The sequence below is a fragment of the Enterobacter cloacae complex sp. ECL72 genome (assembly GCF_019056635.1).
In the GTDB taxonomy this organism is placed as follows: Bacteria; Pseudomonadota; Gammaproteobacteria; order Enterobacterales; family Enterobacteriaceae; genus Enterobacter; species Enterobacter hormaechei_C.
This window is the reverse complement of sequence record NZ_CP077659.1, coordinates 1408963-1429006: the sequence shown is the minus strand read 5'-3', so window position 1 is coordinate 1429006 and position 20044 is coordinate 1408963. Positions and strand designations below refer to the sequence as shown.

Below are 20044 nucleotides of genomic sequence, written 5' to 3'. Positions count from 1 at the left end.
ACAATGCCCCCCTCTTTTAATGACGTCAGGTTTTTCGATGAAACGTGTTTCTCAACTGACCGTGCTGGCCCTGATCTGCGGCCTCGCCTCACTCTCCTCCACGGCGGCTGATATGCCCCACTCCCTCACGCTGGACCAGCTCCAGGCGCAAAACGGCGCGGTAATTGATACGCGCGTCAGTGCGTTCTATAACGGCTGGCCGCAGACCCTGAGCGGAACGTCCGGGCATGAACCCGCCGCGCTTAATCTCTCTGCCAGCTGGCTTGGGGCAATGAGCGATGAACAGCTCAGCGGCTGGGCAAAACAACATCGGCTTACGCCAGACATGCCGGTCGCGCTCTATGGCAACGATGATGACAACCAGACCGTCAAAGCGCGGCTGGAGAAAGCGGGCTTTACCCACGTCTCCACCCTGAGCGATGCCCTGCAACAATCCGACCGTCTGCAACGTCTGGCACATTTCGAACAGCTGGTTTATCCGCAGTGGATCCGCCAGTTGCAGCAGGGCAAACCCGTTACCGCCGCACCAGCCGGAGAATGGAAGGTGATCGAGGCTGGCTGGGGTGCGCCGAAGCTTTATCTCCTGAGCCACATTCCCGGTGCGGGCTATATCGACACCAATGAAGTGGAAAGCGAACCGCTGTGGAATAAGGTCTCTGACGAAAAGCTGAAAGCGATGCTGGCGAAGCACGGGATCCGTCACGATACCACCGTCATTCTGTACGGTCGCGACGTGTATGCCGCCGCGCGCGTGGCGCAGATCATGCTCTACGCGGGCGTGAAGGATGTGCGAATTCTGGATGGCGGCTGGAAGGCGTGGTCCGACGCCAGCCTGCCCGTTGAGCGCGGAACGCCTGCAAAGGTGAAGCCAGCCCCTGATTTTGGCGCGCCGATCCCGAGCCAGCCCCGGCTGATGGTGGATATGGAGCAGGCCCGGGGAATGCTGCACCGTCAGGACGCCTCGCTGGTGAGCATTCGTTCCTGGCCAGAGTTTATCGGTGAAACCAGCGGCTACAGCTATATCAAGCCAAAAGGTGAGATTGCCGGTGCGCGCTGGGGCCATGCGGGCAGCGACGCGACCCACATGGAAGATTTCCACAATCCGGATGGCACCATGCGCAGCGCCGATGATATTGCCGCCATGTGGAAAACATGGAATATCCTGCCGGAGCAGCACGTTGCGTTTTACTGTGGTACCGGCTGGCGCGCGTCTGAAGCCTTTATGTACGCCCGCGCGATGGGCTGGCAGAACGTTGCCGTCTACGACGGCGGCTGGTACGAATGGAGCAGCCATCCGCAGAACCCGGTCTCCACCGGGGAGCGCGGACCGGAAAGCGCACGCTAGCGGGGAAGTGATTTCAGCGTGATATAACCGCTCCAGATGCGCGTTGTGGTGGTCAGCCAGCACAACGCGCCAAATGTCCAGGCAAACAGCGCGAAATGCGCCGGAAACAGGCAGCACAGCACAAACAGCGCGATGGTCTCCGTTCCTTCCGTTAATCCTCCAATGTAATAAAGCGACTTGTGCGCATAGCCGGGATTGTCGATATCATGCTTCCCCGCCAGCGCGGCAAAGGCCAGGAAGCTGCTGCCCGTCCCCATAAACGCGAACAGCAGCCAGGCGGCGGCGATCGCGTTATCAGCCGGAGCGGCCAGCGCAAAGCCAAACGGCACCAGGGCGTAGAACAGGAAGTCGAGGGCGATATCAAGAAATCCTCCCGCGTCCGTCAGGCCACGGCGACGCGCCAGCGCGCCGTCCAGACCATCCAGCAGCCGGTTCAGCACAATGGCGATCAGCGCCGCCGGATACCAGCCCAGAGCCAGAAACGGTAACGCCAGCACGCCAATCGCAAACCCGGCGAGCGTTAAGCCATCAGGCGTGATAAACGGTTTATCCAGCGTGGCGGCCAGCTGATTTAACCCGGGTTTCAGTCGGGGGTGCAGATGTTTATCCAGCATGCGGTTTACCTTTAAACTTGGCGCACAGCCCCTGAGCCGGGATATCCAGCGCGGCGTTAAAGCGGGCGGAAAGATTCTGAAAGGCAATCAGAGCCGTCATTTCGGTGATGGTCTCTTCCGTAAAGTGGCGCTTCAGCAGACTTTTGATATTTTCATCCACCTGAGGTGGCGTGGCGGTGACCGCTTCCGCATAGGCCAGCGCCGCGCGCTCCTCTTCGCTGAACAGGGTGGAATTTTGCCAGTCGCTGACGGCCTGCACTTTATCCAGCGCCCCGCTCCGCTCGGCCAGACGCAGGCTGTTGGCATCAATACAAAATGCGCAGTGGCAGATCTGCGAGACCCGCGTCATTAGTAGCGATCGCAGAACCGGCGTCAAACGCGCCTTGCGCCGCTCCAGATAGCCGACAAACAGCGCCACCAGCCAGAAAAGACGCGGCATGCGCCCCCACCAGCGCGTGGGGTTCAGCACCGCGCCGAAGTGTTTTTTCTGCATGGCGGCGATGGGGCTGAGGCTGACGGGAAGGGTTTCCATGGGCGCAACCCAGGCGGATGTCTCTTTCACCTGATTCTCCTGATGACTGGACTCTTTGGAAGGGCACGATAATATGTCGTTTTTCGCTATTAATTATTGACGAACATGCTGAAAACACTCGATGTGGTTGCGGCCATCCTCGAAAAAGAGGGCAAGATTTTGCTGGCGCAGCGTCCCGAACATGCCGATCAGCCAGGAATGTGGGAATTTGCAGGCGGGAAGGTTGAAGCCGGTGAGACCCAGCCGGAAGCGCTGATCCGCGAACTGCGCGAAGAACTCGGCATTGAAGCCGTGCCCGCGCGGTATGTGGCAAGCCACCAGCGGGAGGTGTCGCAGCGGCTGATTCACCTCCACGCCTGGCATGTGCCTGAATTTAGCGGTCAGCTGAAGGCGCATTATCACTCGGCGCTGGTATGGTGCACGCCAGAAGACGCGTTCACGTATGCTTTAGCCCCGGCGGATATACCGCTGCTGGAAGCGTTTATTCTTTTACGCGACGCCAGACCAGCGGATTTGTACTGAGGGTGCGTTCATCACGCTGGCACTGCAACAGCACGCCATCTGCCCTGACTACTGCGCCTTCGGAATAGTTTTGATCCTGATAGATACAGCACTGATTACACGGCTGCGCACGCTGGCCGCCAGCGCTAAAAACCTCTGGCGGCACGTTGACCTCGACATCCGGGCGAATGCGGTCAGCCTGTGCCCCGGCGGACACCATCAAACATAACGCGGCCATTGCGTAACGGTTCATAGACTTTATTTCCTTTGCATCGTTTATATCTATAACGGTCGATCCGGACGGGATCTTTAATTTATCTCGTCATCGCTTTTGGTTATGACGCGCGCCCTGTCATTAATTTCCCTTGCGGCATAAATTTCTGCTTGCCTCTCAAAGCGGTGCGGGTGGTATAGTCAAAAAAACGACACAAAACATCTACGCCACACGCATAAATTATTATAAGAGGTTATTATATCTATGGATCAGACACGCTCTCTGGAAAGCTTTCTTGCCCATGTTCAGCAGCGCGACCCGCACCAAAGCGAGTTTGCCCAGGCCGTTCGTGAAGTCATGACCGCCCTGTGGCCCTTCCTTGAGGAAAATCCGCGTTACCGTCAGATGGCGCTGCTTGAACGTCTGGTAGAGCCGGAGCGCGTCATCCAGTTCCGCGTGGCGTGGGTGGACGACCGCAATCAGGTGCAGGTCAACCGCGCGTGGCGCGTGCAGTTTAACTCCGCCATTGGGCCGTTTAAGGGCGGGATGCGCTTCCACCCCTCGGTGAACCTGTCGATTCTGAAATTCCTCGGCTTCGAGCAGACCTTTAAAAATGCGCTCACTACCCTGCCGATGGGCGGCGGTAAAGGCGGGAGTGATTTCGATCCGAAAGGCAAGAGCGAAGGCGAAGTGATGCGCTTCTGCCAGGCGCTGGTCACTGAGCTCTATCGCCACCTTGGGCCGGACACCGACGTTCCTGCCGGGGATATCGGCGTGGGGGGGCGTGAAGTGGGCTTTATGGCCGGGATGATGAAAAAGCTCTCCAACAACAGCGCCTGCGTCTTTACCGGCAAAGGTCTGTCGTTTGGCGGTAGCCTGATTCGCCCGGAAGCGACGGGTTATGGTCTGGTCTATTTCACCGAAGCGATGCTTAAGCGTCACGGGCTGAGCTTCGAGGGGATGCGCGTGGCGGTCTCCGGCTCCGGCAACGTGGCGCAGTACGCTATCGAGAAAGCGATGGCGTTTGGCGCGCGCGTGGTGACCGCCTCCGATTCCAGCGGTACCGTGGTGGATGAAGCTGGCTTTACGGCAGAAAAACTGGCGCGTATGTGCGAAATCAAAGCCAGCCGTGACGGTCGGGTAGCGGATTATGCCCGTGAATTTGGCCTGACCTATCTGGAAGGTAAACAGCCGTGGGGCGTGCCGGTGGATATCGCCCTGCCGTGCGCGACGCAAAACGAACTGGACGTGGATGCCGCCCGGACGCTGATTAGCAATGGCGTGAAAGCGGTAGCGGAAGGGGCAAATATGCCCACCACCATTGAAGCGACCGACCTGTTCCTGGATGCGGGCGTACTGTTTGCGCCAGGCAAGGCGGCGAACGCTGGCGGCGTGGCAACATCCGGTCTGGAAATGGCGCAAAACGCCGCGAGAATGGGCTGGAAGGCAGAGAAAGTGGATGCCCGTCTGCACCACATCATGCTCGATATTCATCACGCCTGCGTGGAGTACGGCGGCGAGGCTTCGCAAACTAACTACGTGCGCGGGGCGAATATCGCCGGGTTCGTGAAGGTGGCCGATGCGATGATCGGACAGGGTGTGATTTAGTTTCGCTGCATTCTCGCCCTTGTAGGCCCGGTAAGCGTTAGCGCCACCGGGCTTTTCGCCGGGTGGCGGCTTCGCCTTACCCGGCCTACGGTTTAAGCGGTTGTATTTTTGGCTGCGCTTTTCTTCTTTTTGAACGGTTTCTTCGCCCCGCCGCCCGGGGCGAACATTCCCCGGAATCGCTTCACTGGCGTACTGCGCGCCTGGTCAATCAGCTGATAAAGCGTCCCTACCAGCGGCTGCATAAAGTCCTGATAACGGCACTGCTTTTCGCTGATCTGCGTCAGCACCGACTCCCAGTGCGCGGTCATGTCCGGCCTGGCGGCCAGCTCCGGCAGCGAATGAATTAGCGCCCGGCCCGGTTCTGTTGAATGGATGTAACGTCCCTTTTTCTCCAGGAAGCCGCGCTTAAAGAGCAGTTCGATGATCCCCGCGCGGGTCGCCTCCGTCCCCAGACCGTCGGTGGCGCGCAGGATCTTCTTCAGATCTTTATCCTGCACAAAACGGGCGATGCCGGTCATGGCCGACAGCAGCGTCGCGTCGGTGAAATGGCGCGGCGGCTGGGTTTGTCGTTCAACCACTTCGCCCTTCTCGCACAGCAGTTCGTCGCCTTTGGCCACGACCGGCAGCGGCGTGCCGTCGTTCTCTTCGTCACGCTCTTTGTTGCCGAGCAGCGTGCGCCAGCCCGCTTCCGCGAGGAAACGCGCTTTGGCGATAAATTTGCCTTTGGCAATCTCCAGTTCAATAACGCACTTGCGGAACACCGCGTCCGGGCAGAACTGCATCAGATACTGACGTGCGATCAGGTTATAGACCTTTGCTTCGTTGTCGGTCAGGTTGACGTTGCTGGTGCGCGCCGTCGGGATTATCGCGTGGTGAGCATCGACTTTTTTATCGTCCCAGCAGCGGTTATGGGTATCCGGGTTTACCGCCGGTTGCGGCAACAGATCCGGCGCATGGACGCCAATGGCATTCATCACCGAGTGGCGTCCGGCGAAGTGTTCTTCCGGCAGATAGCGGCTGTCCGAACGCGGATAGGTGATCAGCTTGTGGGTTTCGTAGAGCTTCTGGCAGATATCGAGCACGTTCTGTGCGCTAAGACCAAAGCGCTTAGCCGCCTCAATCTGCAACGCCGAAAGGGAGAACGGCAGCGGTGCGGGCTCCGTTTCCCGTTTGTCGTTATAGCTGGTGACGATTGCGGGCTGGCCGGTAATGCGGTTGACCACGTGCTCCGCCAGCGGGCGATGCAGCAGCCGTCCCTCTTCGTCCTGATATGACTCACAGGCATCGCTTGGCTGCCAGACGGCGGTAAAGCGTTCGTCTTTCGGCGTGACGATATGCGCTTTGACTTCGAAGAAGTCTTTGGCGACGAAATTTTCGATCTCTTCGTCGCGACGCACCACCAGCCCCAGCACCGGTGTCTGGACACGACCGACGGAGAGTACGCCCTGATAACCCGCGGTGCGCCCGAGAATGGTGTAGGCGCGGGTCATGTTGATCCCGTACAGCCAGTCCGCACGGGCACGCGCCAGCGCGGAGACACACAGGGGAATAAATTCGCTGTTGGCGCGCAGGCGTGAAATGGCCCGCTCTACCGCCTGAGGGTTGAGGTCGTTGATCAGGCAGCGCTGCACCTGCTGGCGCTTTTCCGGCGCCAGCTCCAGGTAGTCCAGCACTTCATCGACCAGCAGTTGCCCTTCCCTGTCCGGGTCACCCGCGTGGACCACTTCCGTCGCCTCATGCAGGAAGCGCTTAATGACGTTGAGCTGTTTGGTGACGGAAGGACGCGGTTGGAGACGCCATTTTTCCGGCACAATCGGTAGATCGTTGAGATTCCAGCGGGCGTAGCGGCTGTCGTAGACATCCGGCTGCGCCTGTTCAAGCAGGTGACCGATACACCAGGTGACCACCTGCCCGTTACCGCATTCGATAAAGCCGTCGCCTTTGCGATGCGGCCTGGGCAGCACATCGGCGATGGCACGCGCCAGACTCGGCTTTTCGGCAATAAACAACCGCATCGAATTAACGGATCTCAATCATCGGTCGACCACCGCGGGCGGTCACCAGCTCACCAATGGCCGTCAGGGTGATGCCAAACTCGGCAGCCGTCGCCTGAACGTCAGCTTCAGCTTCCGGCGTCACCGCCAGCAGCAGGCCGCCGGAGGTTTGCGGATCGCACAGCAGGTTACGCCACGCTTCCGGCATTTCGCCCATTAAATGGCCGTAGCTGGCGAAGTTGCGCTGCGTCCCGCCCGGCACTGCGCCCTGAGCAATGTACTCTTCCACGCCCGGCAGCTTAGGCACATCCTGATACCAGACCTGCGCCTGCACGCCCGCGCCCTGACAGACTTCAGAGAGGTGCCCCAGCAGACCAAAACCGGTCACGTCGGTCATGGCCTTCACGCCGTCGATATTGGCGAATGCCGCACCGGCGAGGTTCATCTGGCACATCACTTCCGTTGCCAGACCGATATGCTCGGGCTTCAGCAGGGATTTCTTCTCGGCAGTGGTCAGTACGCCAATGCCCAGCGGCTTGGTGAGGAACAATTTGCAGCCCGGTTGCGCCGTGCTGTTGCGCTTCACGCGCTCGGTCGGCACCACGCCGGTGACGGCCAGGCCGAAGATCGGCTCCGGCGCATCGATAGAGTGACCACCGGCCAGGGCAATACCCGCCTGCTGGCAGGCAAAGCGTCCGCCTTCGATCACGTCGCGGGCAATCTCCGGCGGGAGGGTGTTAATCGGCCAGCCCAGAATGGCGATCGCCATAATCGGTTTACCGCCCATCGCAAAGATATCGCTGATGGCGTTGGTGGCCGCAATGCGCCCGAAGTCGAACGGGTTGTCGACAATCGGCATAAAGAAGTCAGTAGTGCTGATAATGCTGGTGCCGTTACCCAGGTCATAAACCGCTGCATCGTCACGCGTTTCGTTACCGACAAGCAGGTTCGGGTCGACAAACTTCGCCTGTTCACTGTGCAGGATGGTCTCCAGCACTTTCGGGGAAATTTTACAACCGCAACCGGCTCCGTGGCTGTATTGCGTTAAACGAATGGTTTGCTCGCTCATGGACGTCTCCTGTCATCTCAATCGCGCTATGGTAGCGCTCATTCCATAAAGAGGTAAGTATGACTGTCTGAATTCTGCGGCGGATGCTCAGAATCCAGACAGTTTAGCGCGGGTGATTAAAAACGGCTGACGAAAGGTGTGGTGTCCGGCACGCTAATGGTGCTGGAGGCTTTAAGCTGCGGGGTGCCGAGATAGAGGAAGCCGACAATTTTATCATGTTCGCCGCAGGAGAAACCTTCCCGCACGGCGGCGCTCCCGGTCAGCGGCCCGGTACGCCAGATGCCGTTAAAGCCCTGCGCGACGGCGGCCATCTGCATTGCCATTACCGCGCAACCGGCAGACATCTCCTGCTCCCAGACCGGCACTTTATGATCGGCCTGACATTTTGCGACTACCGCGATGATCATCGGCGCACGGAACGGCGCGTTGCGGGCTTTATCAATCCCCTTCTCATCCTGGCCTGCGGCAACAGCCCCCTGCTCCAGCAGCTGGCTGAAGCGGTCGCGCCCTTCGCCTTCAATAATAAAGAAGTGCCACGGCTGCAATGTGCCATGGTCCGGCGCACGCATTCCGGCACGCAGAATGTTTTCCAGCTGCTCGCCGACGGGTGCCGGTTCGGCCAGGCGGGAAGCGCTACGACGGTTAACAAGCAGTTCAAGTGCGTCCATTGGTTAACTCCTTTCATGAAATTTACTCACAAAATTAACACGACAGCAGAATTTGTTACAGCGCGGCAGGCGATTCCTGCTGACAAGTGGCGGTTGGGTCATTACGATAACCGCACATTACCGTCCCGTGGCGACGGAAACAGTCCTTTTCTGGTTAGGGAGAATACATGCGAACCCTTTGGCGAATCTTTGCCGGTTTCTTTAAATGGACGTGGCGACTGCTCAACTTCGTCCGCAACCTGGTGATGAACATCTTCTTCATCTTCCTGGTCCTGGTATGCGCAGGTATCTGGATGCATATCAGCAACGCAAACCAGTCGCAGCATTCGACGCGCGGCGCGCTGTTACTCGATATCACCGGGGTGATTGTTGATAAGCCATCGACCAGCAACCGTCTGGGCGTGATTGGCCGCCAGCTGTTCGGCGCAACGTCAGACCGTCTTCAGGAAAACTCCCTGTTTGATATTGTCGACACCATTCGTCAGGCCAAAGACGATCGTAACATTACCGGTATCGTGCTGGACCTGAAAGATTTTGCCGGGGCCGATCAGCCGTCAATGCAGTACATCGGCAAAGCGCTGCGCGAATTCCGCGACAGCGGTAAACCGGTTATTGCCATTGGCGACAGCTACACCCAGGGACAATATTATCTGGCGAGCTTTGCCAATAAGATCTGGCTTTCGCCACAGGGCACGGTCGATCTGCATGGCTTCGCCACTAACGGTCTGTACTACAAATCGCTGCTCGACAAGCTGAAGGTCACCACCCACGTCTTCCGCGTCGGGACCTATAAATCCGCCGTGGAGCCGTTTATCCGCGATGATATGTCCCCTGCCGCCCGTGAAGCGGACAGCCGCTGGATTGGCGAGCTGTGGCAGAACTACCTCGGCACCATTGCCGCTAACCGTCAGATTACCGCTGAGCAGGTCTTCCCGGGCGCGCGCGGCGTGCTGGACGGCCTGCGCAAGGTGGACGGCGATACAGCGAAATACGCGCTTGATAACAAACTGGTCGATCAGCTGGGTTCCAGCGCTGAAATTGAAAAAGCGCTGACCAAACAGTTCGGCTGGAGTAAAGAGGATAAAAACTACAGCGCCATCAGCATGTATGACTACGCCGCGAAAAAGCCGGACGACAGTGGTGACAGCATCGCCGTGGTGTTTGCTAACGGGGCCATTATGGATGGCGAAGAAACGCCGGGGAACGTCGGCGGGGACACCACCGCGTCGCAGATCCGCGATGCGCGCCTGGATCCGAAAGTGAAGGCGATTGTCCTGCGGGTGAACAGCCCTGGAGGCAGCGTCAGCGCCTCTGAAGTGATCCGTGCTGAACTGGCCGCCGCGCGCGCCGCGGGCAAGCCGGTAGTGGTCTCGATGGGCGGCATGGCGGCTTCCGGGGGCTACTGGATCTCGACGCCAGCCAACTACATTGTGGCTAACCCAAGCACGCTGACCGGCTCGATTGGCATCTTCGGCGTGATCAACACCGTAGAGAACAGCCTGGATTATCTCGGCGTCCACACCGACGGCGTTTCCACCTCGCCGCTGGCGGATGTGTCCGTCACCAAATCCCTGCCGCCTGAGGTGTCTGAGATGATGCAGCTCAGCATTGAGAGTGGCTATAAACGTTTCATCACGCTGGTTGCGGACTCCCGTAAAAAGACGCCCGATCAGATTGACCAGATCGCTCAGGGCCACGTCTGGACCGGCCAGGACGCGAAGAGCAACGGCCTGGTAGACAGTCTGGGTGACTTCGACGACGCCGTGAAGAAAGCAGCGGAGCTGGCGAAGCTCAAGCAGTGGCACGTGGACTATTATCAGGACGAACCAACGTTCTTCGATATGGTCGTGGACAGCATGTCCGGCTCCGTTCGTGCCATGCTGCCGGACGCGCTTCAGGCTTATCTGCCGGCGCCGGTGGCGACCGCGGCGAAAGCCATGAAAGCGGAGAGCGACAAGCTCGCAGCCTTTAATGATCCACAAAGCCGCTACGCGTTTTGCCTGACCTGTGCGAACGTGCGTTAAAAACCGTCCCCTCTTCCCGTGAAGAGGGAATTTTTTCTTTTGAAGAACAAGAACTCATTACCATGCAGAAGAAATCAATTTATGTCGCCTATACCGGCGGCACCATCGGTATGCAGCGCTCAGAAAATGGCTATATCCCGGTTTCCGGCCACTTACAGCGCCAGCTGGCGCTGATGCCTGAATTCCACCGTCCGGAAATGCCGGACTTTACCATCCACGAATATGAGCCGCTGATGGACTCCTCCGACATGACGCCGGAAGACTGGCAGCATATTGCGGACGATATTAAAGCTCATTACGACCAGTACGACGGCTTCGTGATCCTGCACGGCACCGACACCATGGCGTTCACCGCCTCGGCGCTCTCCTTCATGCTGGAGAACCTGAGCAAGCCCGTCATCGTGACCGGCTCGCAGATCCCGCTGGCGGAACTGCGTTCAGACGGGCAGATCAACCTGCTTAACTCCCTGTACGTGGCCGCTAATTACCCGATCAACGAGGTAACGCTGTTCTTCAACAACCGGCTGTACCGCGGGAACCGTACCACTAAAGCACACGCCGATGGCTTTGACGCTTTTGCCTCACCTAACCTGCAACCGCTGCTGGAAGCGGGGATCCATATCCGTCGTCTGGGCACGCCGCCCGCGCCAAATACCGCAGGCGAGCTGATCGTTCACCCCATCACCCCGCAGCCGATCGGCGTGGTGACGATTTATCCGGGTATTTCCGCTGACGTGGTGCGCAACTTCCTGCGCCAGCCGGTGAAGGCGCTGATCCTGCGCTCCTATGGTGTGGGTAACGCCCCGCAGAACGGTGAATTCCTGAAAGAGCTTCAGGAGGCGAGCGATCGCGGGATTGTGGTGGTCAACCTCACCCAGTGTATGTCCGGCAAAGTCAATATGGGCGGCTACGCCACCGGTAATGCCCTGGCGCACGCTGGCGTGATCAGTGGTTTCGATATGACCGTTGAGGCAACGCTGACTAAACTTCACTATTTACTGAGTCAGGATCTGGATATTGATTCCATTCGCCGCGCCATGATGCAAAACCTGCGCGGTGAACTGACGCCGGACGAATAAGGAGGTCCCATGAAGCAACGCGCCCTGTTACTGGTCGATTTGCAAAATGATTTCTGTGCGGGCGGTGCGCTGGCCGTTGCCGAAGGCGACAGCACCGTAGACGTCGCGAATTCGCTGATTGAGTGGTGTAAAGCTCGTGGTGAAGCGGTGGTGGCGAGTCAGGACTGGCATCCGGCAAACCACGGCAGCTTTGCCAGCCAGCACAACGTTGAGCCTTACAGCCAGGGCGAACTGGACGGGCTGGCGCAAACCTTCTGGCCCGATCACTGCGTGCAGCAGACGGAAGGCGCTGAGCTGCATCCGCTGCTGAACCAGAAGGCCATCGACGCGGTGTTCCACAAAGGTGAAAACCCAACCATCGACAGCTACAGCGCGTTCTTTGATAACGGTCATCGTCAGAAGACGGCGCTGGACGCGTGGTTGCGCCACCATGAGATCACCGAGCTGATTGTGCTGGGCCTGGCGACGGATTACTGCGTGAAGTTCACCGTGCTGGATGCGCTCCAGTTGGGCTATACCGTGAATGTCATCACCGACGGCTGTCGCGGGGTGAATATTCAGCCGCATGACAGCGCTCAGGCGTTTATGGATATGGCCGCAGAAGGCGCAACGCTGTATACGCTGGCTGACTGGATGGAGACGCAGGCGTAAGCTTTTTAGCCGGGTGACGGCTTAGCCTTACCCGGCCTACTTTCTCTGGTTTTGTAGACCGGGTAAGCGTCAGCGCCACCCGGCATTTCTTCCCCAATCCCCATAAAGTGAACTCCCTCGCATCACAAGCGAAACGGCGATGCTATTCTCTTCAGGCTGTTTTTTCGCCACGCCTTTTCTGTGGCGTGGTTATTTTTATTCAGTCAAAGAGGAAATTATATGAAACGTTTGCCCTTGCTGGCAGCATTACCCTTGCTTTGCGCGTCACTGGCTTCCGCCGCGCCCCTGATGTCCGTGGGTTACTTCAATGGGGGTGGCGATGTTACCGCCGGACCGGGTGGCGATATTAATAAACTCGACGTCCGCCAGATCACCCACCTCAACTACTCGTTTGGTCTGGTCTATAACAACGAGAAAGACGAAACCAACGCCGCGCTGAAAGATCCGGCAAAACTGCATCAAATCTGGTTATCACCTAAGGTGGCATCCGATCTGGCGTTACTTCCTCAGCTTCGTAAACAAAACCCGAACCTGAAAGTCCTGCTTTCCGTTGGCGGCTGGGGCGCGCGTGGTTTTTCTGGCGCAGCGGCAACCAAAGAGAGTCGCGCGGTATTTATTCGCTCCGCGCAGGAGATCGTCAGTAAATACGGCCTGGACGGGATCGACCTGGACTGGGAATATCCGGTCAACGGCGCGTGGGGACTGGTCGAGAGCACCCCTGCCGACCGGGATAATTTCACCGCGCTGTTAAAAGAGATGCGTGACGCGTTTGGTAAGAAAAAGCTGGTCACGATTGCGGTGGGCGCGAATGCGGAAAGTCCGAAAAGCTGGGTGGATGTGAAAGCCATTGCCCCCCCTGCTCGATTACATCAACCTGATGACCTACGACATGGCGTACGGTACTCAGTATTTTAACGCGAATCTGTATGACTCCAGCGCCTGGCCAACGGTGGCTGCCGCAGACAAGTACAGCGTCGATTTTGTGGTGAATAACTATCTGGCCGCCGGGCTGAAGCCGCAGCAGATGAACCTCGGAATTGGTTTCTATGGGCGCGTGCCGAAGCGCGCCGTTGAACCGGGTATCGACTGGAGCAAATCGGACGCGCAGAACAATCCGGTGACGCAGCCCTACTTCGGGCCGCAGGAACTGGGCCTGTTCAAATCGCTTGGCTATGATCTGACCAAAGATACCTATGTGAAATACAACGATATCGTCCGCAAGCTGCTGAACGATCCGCAGAAACGCTTTACCGAGCACTGGGACGAACAGGCGAAGGTGCCGTGGCTGTCGGTGAAATCCGCCGACGGGAAGGCGCTGTTTGCGATTTCCTATGAGAACCCGCGCTCCGTGGCGATCAAAGCGGATTACATTAAGGAGAAAGGTCTGGCTGGCGCCATGTTCTGGGAGTACGGTGCTGACGACGAAAACCAGCTCGCGAAACAGCTGGCGGAGTCGCTTGGGATCCCGCACTAAGATGTAGTGTGCCGGGTGGCGCTAGCGCTTACCCGGCCTACATGGGAGCTTTATTTGAAGGTCGCAATCGGCTTCGGCGCGATGCCGAACTCTTCTTTCAGCTCGCGCTTGCTTTTCATCACCATCTGACCGTTAGTGTCGATGGTCATGTGCTGGGCGTCGGTATTGTGACGCGCCTGCCACAGCATCACCAGCTGCAAACTGTTCTCTTTTTGCTCAGGTGTGAGCGCCACACCGTCCGGCCATTTTCCCAGCTCAACGGCCGTTACCAGACGCTGATAAACCTCCGGGGTCATACCTGCAATCATGTCATCAATATTCATGATCTCTCCCTTTCAAAGGAATAATTTGCTGAATCGTTTTTTCAACCCTTGGTATGGTCGCCGTTTTCATCATCGGTAAAGCTCATGGAAGCCGAATTTACACAGAAACGCTCCCCCGTCGGCTGCGGGCCATCCGGGAAGACATGCCCGAGATGGGCGTCACAGTTCCCGCAGCGAATTTCGGTGCGCACCATGCCGTGCGAGGTGTCCGTCAGGTAGCGGATCGCATCATCGCTGACAGGCTCGTAAAAGCTCGGCCAGCCGCAGCCAGAATCGTACTTCGTCTGGGAGTTAAACAGCGGTGCATCACACACCAGGCAGTGGTAGACGCCTTCCCGTTTATTGTGCAGCAAACGCCCGGAAAACGGCGGTTCTGTGCCGTGATTTTGCGTCACGTAAAACTGCATCTCTGTAAGGTTTTTTTTCAAATCGTCGGGGTTACGTTGGTTCGACATATGCTTACATCTCGCTGTTGAAACAGACATCTTTTAACCCAGATTCTAACAAAACATTAACACCCGCGCGTGCACTTTTGTTCTAAACTTATGTGTCGCGAAAAGGCGGTCAGGCAATTGTGATCAATTTCACATTTTAATCCTGCGAGGCCTTTAAAATTCCGGGCGCAGCCCCCATGTGGTTGCTAGCTCAAAGGGAAAGTGAGGCGAGTCAGTCGCACAAACGTTAGTCACAGGATTGATTTGTCGCAATGATTGACACGATTCCGCTTGACGCTGCGTAAGGTTTTTGTAATTTTACAGGCAACCTTTTATTCACTAACAAATAGCTGGTGGAATATATGACTATCAAAGTAGGTATCAACGGTTTTGGCCGTATCGGCCGTATTGTTTTCCGTGCTGCTCAGAAACGTTCTGACATCGAAATCGTTGGTATCAACGATCTCCTGGACGCTGAATACATGGCGTACATGCTGAAGTACGACTCAACTCACGGTCGTTTCGACGGCACCGTTGAAGTGAAAGACGGCCACCTGGTTGTTAATGGCAAAACCATCCGCGTTACTGCTGAGAAAGACCCAGCTAACCTGAAATGGAACGAAATCGGTGTTGACGTTGTAGCTGAAGCTACCGGTATCTTCCTGACCGACGAAACTGCACGTAAACACATCACTGCGGGTGCGAAGAAAGTTGTTCTGACTGGTCCTTCCAAAGACAACACCCCAATGTTCGTTCGCGGTGCAAACTTCGAAACTTACGCTGGCCAGGACATCGTTTCCAACGCATCCTGCACCACCAACTGCCTGGCACCGCTGGCTAAAGTTATCAACGACAACTTCGGCATCATCGAAGGTCTGATGACTACCGTTCACGCAACCACCGCTACTCAGAAAACCGTTGATGGCCCGTCTCACAAAGACTGGCGCGGCGGCCGTGGCGCGGCTCAGAACATCATCCCATCTTCTACCGGTGCTGCTAAAGCAGTAGGTAAAGTACTGCCAGAACTGAATGGCAAACTGACTGGTATGGCGTTCCGCGTTCCAACTCCTAACGTATCCGTTGTTGACCTGACCGTTCGTCTGGAAAAAGCTGCTTCTTATGAAGAAATTAAGAAAGCAATCAAAGCTGCTTCCGAAGGCCCAATGAAAGGCGTTCTGGGTTACACCGAAGACGACGTTGTATCTACCGATTTCAACGGCGAAGTGTGCACTTCCGTGTTCGATGCTAAAGCAGGTATCGCACTGAACGACAACTTCGTGAAACTGGTTTCCTGGTACGACAACGAAACTGGCTACTCTAACAAAGTACTGGACCTGATCGCTCACATCTCCAAATAAGTTGAGATGAGTGCTTGATCCTAAAAGGCGACTTCGGTCGCCTTTTTTATTGTTTTTAGACAGAGGATTGCTTAATGATTAATAAAATTTTTGCACTTCCGGTAGTCGAACAACTTACCCCTGTGCTCTCCCGCCGTCAGATCTACGGTGCTGATATCATCGTCGTTGATCATCCGCGCGTTAAAGCCTCCGTAGCGCTCAATGGTGCCCACCTGCTCTCCTGGAAACCAGAAGGTGAAGAAGAAGGCCTGTGGCTGAGCGAGGCCACCTCGTTCAAAAAAGGGGCGGCGATCCGCGGCGGCGTACCGATCTGCTGGCCATGGTTTGGCCCGTCAGCGCAGCAGGGTTTACCCTCACACGGTTTCGCCCGTAACCAGCAGTGGACGCTGAAAGCCCACAACGAAGATGAAAACGGTGCGGTGTTGACCTTTGAACTCCAGGCGAATGATGAAACGCGTGCCCTGTGGCCACACGAGTTCACCCTGTATGCCCGCTTCAAGCTGGGTAAAACCTGCGAAATTGAACTGGAAGCGCACGGCGAATTCGAAACAACGTCCGCCCTGCACACCTATTTCAACGTAGGCGACATTCAGGCCGTTAAGGTGAGCGGACTTGGCGATACCTTTATCGACAAAGTGGATAACGCGAAAGAAGGCAAGCTGGACGACGGCGTGCAGACTTTCCCGGATCGTACCGACCGCGTGTATCTGCACCCGGAAGCCTGTAGCGTCATCCACGACAGCGCGCTGAACCGCGGTATTGATGTGGTTCATCACCACCACAGCAACGTGGTGGGCTGGAACCCGGGCCCTGCCCTTTCCGTCAGCATGGCGGATATCCCGGATGACGGTTACAAGACCTTCGTGTGCGTGGAAACCGCGTGCGTGACCGCGCCGCAGAAAACCAGCGAAGAAAAACCGTCCCGCTTAGGCCAGACGATCAAGATTGTGAAGCGCTAATATTGTTCAGGCATCATAAAAAAACAAACGGGGCGCTAGCGCCCCGTTTTAATGCATCACGTTCTGGTCAGAACTTGTAGGTCACACCCACGGAGAAGATGCCAGACCAGGACTTGTCGACCATCGGGCTGTCTTTCACTTCATCGCTCAGACGAATGTAACGGCCAGTACCGTACACATTCCAGTCACCGAGGAAGTTATACGAGGCGGTGAGTTCCAGGTACGGGTCCCAGCCATCATCCGCGCTGTAGCTCTTCAGACCACTGCGGCGAGACTCCGCTTTAGACACGCCATAGTAGTAGTCGTTGTAATTCTCGCTGCTGTACTGCACACCGATACCCGGCGTCAGCGTCACTGCGCCGTTGGTATAGCGATAAAGCCACGCCAGATCCCAGATGAAGCCGTTGCTGTTGTCCAGGGTATCGCCCGCCAGCGCAGTGCGCAGGAAGCCATACTCGGTATTATGGACGTAAGAAAGCCCCGCCATCAGTGAGCTTCTGCGTTTGTCCAGCTGACGAAGCGCATTGCTGTCGCTGTCGCCTGGTTTAAAGTGCGTTGGATCGTAATAGGCCATGATGGAGAGCTTATCGGCCGTATCGTTCCACAGATAGTAGCCACCGCCCAACCCACGGAACCAGAAGTTATCGCCTTCATAGGTGACAACGGGGACAGGATAAACGTCGCGGTCATACTGCTTGTACGGGCTGTTAATCACGCCAGCACCCGCGCCAACAGTCCACTGGCTCTCAGCCTGTACGGTGCTCGCTGCGGTAGCGGCAAGGATGCCCAATGCCAGAAGTTTGAGTTTGGTCACAATCCATTCTTTCCTGTAGTCAAATAATCAGCGGGTGAAGTGTAACCGCCATTCCCGTACATCCCAAAATTTTTTGCGCGCTAATCCGTTTGATTAACCCGTTATTTTTCATTTTTCAGATGACATCCCGCTTTCATTTATGTGACCGATAAATGAAAAACCCACTTTTCGCTTATAACCGCAGTGGAAATTTTTGGATGAGTTATTGATATGTCATTGAAAGTAGATTTTATCCGTATGCAAGTTTTGCAATTGCCATCTAAGCTTTAATTTAAGAAGAGGTTTTGCTGAACACCCTGCGGTTCATAGCCTTCGACCTGGCACACAGGTTGCTGCTCTGGCAGTGAGGTGCGAAAAATTCTCTTCCGGGAGCCTCCACTACTCATACGAACGGCTCTTATCCTGTGCTAAAAAACGAAAGGACGGCATGCCATGAATATATTCGATCACTATCGCCAGCGCTACGAAGCTGCCAAGGACGAAGAGTTCACACTGCAGGAGTTTCTTACCATTTGTCGGCAAGATCGCAGTGCCTATGCCAATGCGGCAGAACGGCTATTGATGGCTATTGGTGAGCCAAACATGGTTGATACTGCCCTGGAGCCACGGCTTTCCCGTCTATTTTCGAATCGGGTGGTCGCCCGATACCCGGCGTTTGAAGAGTTCTATGGCATGGAAGACGCCATTGAGCAGATCGTCTCCTACCTGAAGCATGCCGCTCAGGGGCTGGAAGAGAAGAAACAGATCCTTTACCTGCTGGGTCCTGTCGGTGGGGGTAAATCCTCCCTGGCTGAACGGCTGAAAGCGCTGATGCAGCGCGTGCCGATCTATGTGCTGAGCGCCAACGGCGAACGCAGCCCGGTCAATGACCATCCGCTGTGCCTGTTTAATCCGCAAGAGGATGCGCAAATTCTGGAAAAAGAGTTTGGCATTCCGCATCGCTATCTCGGTACGATCATGTCGCCGTGGGCGGCAAAACGTCTGCACGAGTTTGGCGGGGACATCACCAAGTTCCGCGTCGTGAAAGTGTGGCCGTCTATCCTCGAGCAGATCGCCATCGCTAAAACTGAACCCGGTGACGAGAACAACCAGGATATCTCGGCGCTGGTGGGTAAAGTCGATATCCGTAAGCTGGAGCATCACGCGCAAAACGACCCGGATGCCTACGGTTATTCCGGTGCGCTGTGCCGCGCCAACCAGGGGATTATGGAATTTGTCGAGATGTTTAAAGCACCGATCAAAGTGCTGCATCCGCTACTGACCGCCACCCAGGAGGGGAACTACAACGGGACAGAAGGTATTTCCGCCCTGCCGTTTAACGGGATTATCCTTGCCCACTCTAACGAATCTGAATGGGTGACCTTCCGTAACAACAAAAACAATGAGGCGTTCCTTGACCGTGTGTATATCGTCAAAGTGCCTTATTGCCTGCGGATCTCCGAGGAGATCAAGATTTACGAAAAACTGCTCAACCACAGTGAGCTGGTTCATGCCCCTTGCGCACCGGGAACGCTGGAAACACTGTCGCGCTTCTCGATCCTGTCGCGCCTGAAAGAGCCGGAAAACTCCAGCATCTACTCAAAAATGCGCGTGTATGACGGCGAAAGCCTGAAGGATACCGACCCGAAAGCGAAATCGTACCAGGAATACCGCGATTACGCCGGGGTCGACGAAGGGATGAACGGTCTGTCGACGCGTTTCGCGTTTAAGATCCTCTCCCGCGTCTTTAACTTCGACCACGCGGAGGTGGCCGCCAACCCGGTACATCTGTTCTACGTGCTGGAACAGCAAATTGAACGTGAACAGTTCCCACAGGAGCAGGCTGAACGCTACCTGGAGTTCCTGAAAGGCTACCTGATCCCGAAATACGCCGAGTTTATCGGCAAAGAGATCCAGACCGCCTACCTGGAATCCTATTCCGAATACGGCCAGAACATCTTCGACCGGTACGTCACCTACGCTGACTTCTGGATCCAGGATCAGGAGTATCGCGACCCGGATACCGGCCAGCTGTTTGACCGTGAATCCCTGAACGCGGAACTTGAAAAAATCGAGAAACCAGCCGGGATCAGCAACCCGAAAGACTTCCGAAACGAGATTGTGAACTTCGTGCTGCGCGCCAGAGCGCATAACAACGGCCGCAATCCGAACTGGACCAGCTACGAAAAACTGCGCACGGTTATAGAGAAGAAAATGTTCTCTAACACGGAAGAGCTGTTGCCGGTCATCTCGTTCAACGCCAAAACCTCAACCGACGAGCAGAAAAAGCACGACGAGTTTGTCGACCGTATGATGGAAAAAGGCTATACCCGCAAACAGGTCCGCCTGCTCTGTGAATGGTATCTGCGCGTGCGTAAATCGTCTTAAAACAAGTGCCCGGTAA

At 56.4% G+C, this 20044-nt stretch carries 18 protein-coding genes and 1 pseudogene; 10 read left to right on the top strand and 9 right to left on the bottom strand.

What is annotated here, in order from left to right; genetic code table 11:
- Positions 1–37: 37 nt before the first annotated feature.
- Entirely contained in the window at positions 38–1345 is a 1308-nt protein-coding gene (locus KTH07_RS06915) for a sulfurtransferase (RefSeq protein ID WP_032620353.1), read from the top strand.
- On the opposite strand, the gene KTH07_RS06910 is transcribed toward KTH07_RS06915, so the two are convergent.
- Entirely contained in the window at positions 1342–1959 is a 618-nt protein-coding gene (locus KTH07_RS06910) for a CDP-alcohol phosphatidyltransferase family protein (RefSeq protein ID WP_017693605.1), read from the bottom strand. The genes KTH07_RS06915 and KTH07_RS06910 overlap by 4 nt on opposite strands.
- Complete coding sequence (locus KTH07_RS06905) at positions 1949–2521, bottom strand: carboxymuconolactone decarboxylase family protein (RefSeq protein WP_023303511.1); 573 nt, start codon at positions 2519–2521, stop codon at positions 1949–1951. The genes KTH07_RS06910 and KTH07_RS06905 overlap by 11 nt, the downstream gene beginning before the upstream one ends.
- A 75-nt stretch (positions 2522–2596) precedes the next feature.
- Here KTH07_RS06905 and KTH07_RS06900 point away from each other — a divergent pair, with 75 nt between their 5' ends.
- Positions 2597–3013 (top strand): pyrimidine (deoxy)nucleoside triphosphate diphosphatase, encoded by a 417-nt coding sequence (locus KTH07_RS06900; RefSeq protein ID WP_017384679.1) that lies wholly within the window; start codon positions 2597–2599, stop codon positions 3011–3013.
- On the opposite strand, the gene KTH07_RS06895 is transcribed toward KTH07_RS06900, so the two are convergent.
- A complete protein-coding gene (locus KTH07_RS06895) occupies positions 2973–3245 on the bottom strand; it encodes a YnjH family protein (RefSeq protein WP_003857857.1) in 273 nt (90 codons plus the stop codon). The two genes, KTH07_RS06900 and KTH07_RS06895, sit on opposite strands and share 41 nt — an antisense overlap.
- 225 nt (positions 3246–3470) lie before the next feature.
- On the opposite strand from KTH07_RS06895, the gene gdhA reads away from it, so the two are divergent.
- Positions 3471–4814 (top strand): NADP-specific glutamate dehydrogenase, encoded by a 1344-nt coding sequence (gdhA, locus tag KTH07_RS06890; protein WP_023303510.1) that lies wholly within the window; start codon positions 3471–3473, stop codon positions 4812–4814.
- A gap of 92 nt (positions 4815–4906) precedes the next feature.
- On the opposite strand, the gene KTH07_RS06885 is transcribed toward gdhA, so the two are convergent.
- From KTH07_RS06885 to KTH07_RS06875, 3 genes are all read right to left on the bottom strand, one after another.
- Positions 4907–6829, bottom strand: a complete 1923-nt coding sequence (locus KTH07_RS06885; protein WP_032619841.1) for a DNA topoisomerase III — start codon at positions 6827–6829, stop codon at positions 4907–4909.
- 4 nt (positions 6830–6833) lie between these two features.
- Positions 6834–7877, bottom strand: coding sequence for a selenide, water dikinase SelD (gene selD, locus KTH07_RS06880; RefSeq protein ID WP_015570773.1), 1044 nt, complete (start codon positions 7875–7877; stop codon positions 6834–6836).
- 116 nt (positions 7878–7993) lie between these two features.
- Positions 7994–8545 carry an NAD(P)H nitroreductase gene (locus KTH07_RS06875; protein ID WP_023303509.1) on the bottom strand — a complete coding sequence of 184 codons (552 nt, stop codon included), beginning with the start codon at positions 8543–8545 and terminating at the stop codon, positions 7994–7996.
- A gap of 167 nt (positions 8546–8712) precedes the next feature.
- On the opposite strand from KTH07_RS06875, the gene sppA reads away from it, so the two are divergent.
- The 4 genes and pseudogenes from sppA (at position 8713) to KTH07_RS06855 (ending at position 13773) form a co-directional block, all read left to right on the top strand.
- Positions 8713–10569, top strand: coding sequence for a signal peptide peptidase SppA (sppA, locus tag KTH07_RS06870; RefSeq protein ID WP_023303508.1), 1857 nt, complete (start codon positions 8713–8715; stop codon positions 10567–10569).
- 62 nt (positions 10570–10631) lie between these two features.
- A complete protein-coding gene (gene ansA / locus KTH07_RS06865) occupies positions 10632–11648 on the top strand; it encodes an asparaginase (protein ID WP_023303507.1) in 1017 nt (338 codons plus the stop codon).
- Between the two features lie 9 nt (positions 11649–11657).
- On the top strand, positions 11658–12299 hold the full coding sequence (pncA, locus tag KTH07_RS06860) for a bifunctional nicotinamidase/pyrazinamidase (protein WP_017384686.1): 642 nt from the start codon (positions 11658–11660) through the stop codon (positions 12297–12299).
- Between the two features lie 219 nt (positions 12300–12518).
- A pseudogene (locus KTH07_RS06855) lies at positions 12519–13773 on the top strand (glycoside hydrolase family 18 protein).
- A 50-nt stretch (positions 13774–13823) separates the two neighbouring features.
- Here KTH07_RS06855 and KTH07_RS06850 read toward each other — a convergent pair.
- Positions 13824–14096 carry a YeaC family protein gene (locus KTH07_RS06850; protein WP_017384688.1) on the bottom strand — a complete coding sequence of 91 codons (273 nt, stop codon included), beginning with the start codon at positions 14094–14096 and terminating at the stop codon, positions 13824–13826.
- 41 nt (positions 14097–14137) lie between these two features.
- Positions 14138–14551, bottom strand: coding sequence for a peptide-methionine (R)-S-oxide reductase MsrB (gene msrB, locus KTH07_RS06845; protein ID WP_017384689.1), 414 nt, complete (start codon positions 14549–14551; stop codon positions 14138–14140).
- A gap of 341 nt (positions 14552–14892) precedes the next feature.
- On the opposite strand from msrB, the gene gapA reads away from it, so the two are divergent.
- Complete coding sequence (gene gapA, locus KTH07_RS06840; RefSeq protein ID WP_006809136.1) at positions 14893–15888, top strand: glyceraldehyde-3-phosphate dehydrogenase; 996 nt, start codon at positions 14893–14895, stop codon at positions 15886–15888.
- A gap of 74 nt (positions 15889–15962) precedes the next feature.
- Positions 15963–16847: a D-hexose-6-phosphate mutarotase gene (locus KTH07_RS06835; RefSeq protein WP_015570781.1), complete on the top strand. Its 885-nt coding sequence runs from the start codon at positions 15963–15965 to the stop codon at positions 16845–16847.
- A 67-nt stretch (positions 16848–16914) separates the two neighbouring features.
- On the opposite strand, the gene KTH07_RS06830 is transcribed toward KTH07_RS06835, so the two are convergent.
- The gene (locus KTH07_RS06830; protein ID WP_017384691.1) at positions 16915–17661 is read right to left on the bottom strand and encodes a MipA/OmpV family protein; all 747 of its coding nucleotides are present in this window, start codon (positions 17659–17661) and stop codon (positions 16915–16917) included.
- Positions 17662–18093: 432 nt separating this feature from the next.
- Here KTH07_RS06830 and yeaG point away from each other — a divergent pair, with 432 nt between their 5' ends.
- A complete protein-coding gene (gene yeaG, locus KTH07_RS06825; protein WP_032619842.1) occupies positions 18094–20028 on the top strand; it encodes a protein kinase YeaG in 1935 nt (644 codons plus the stop codon).
- Positions 20029–20044: the final 16 nt, after the last annotated feature.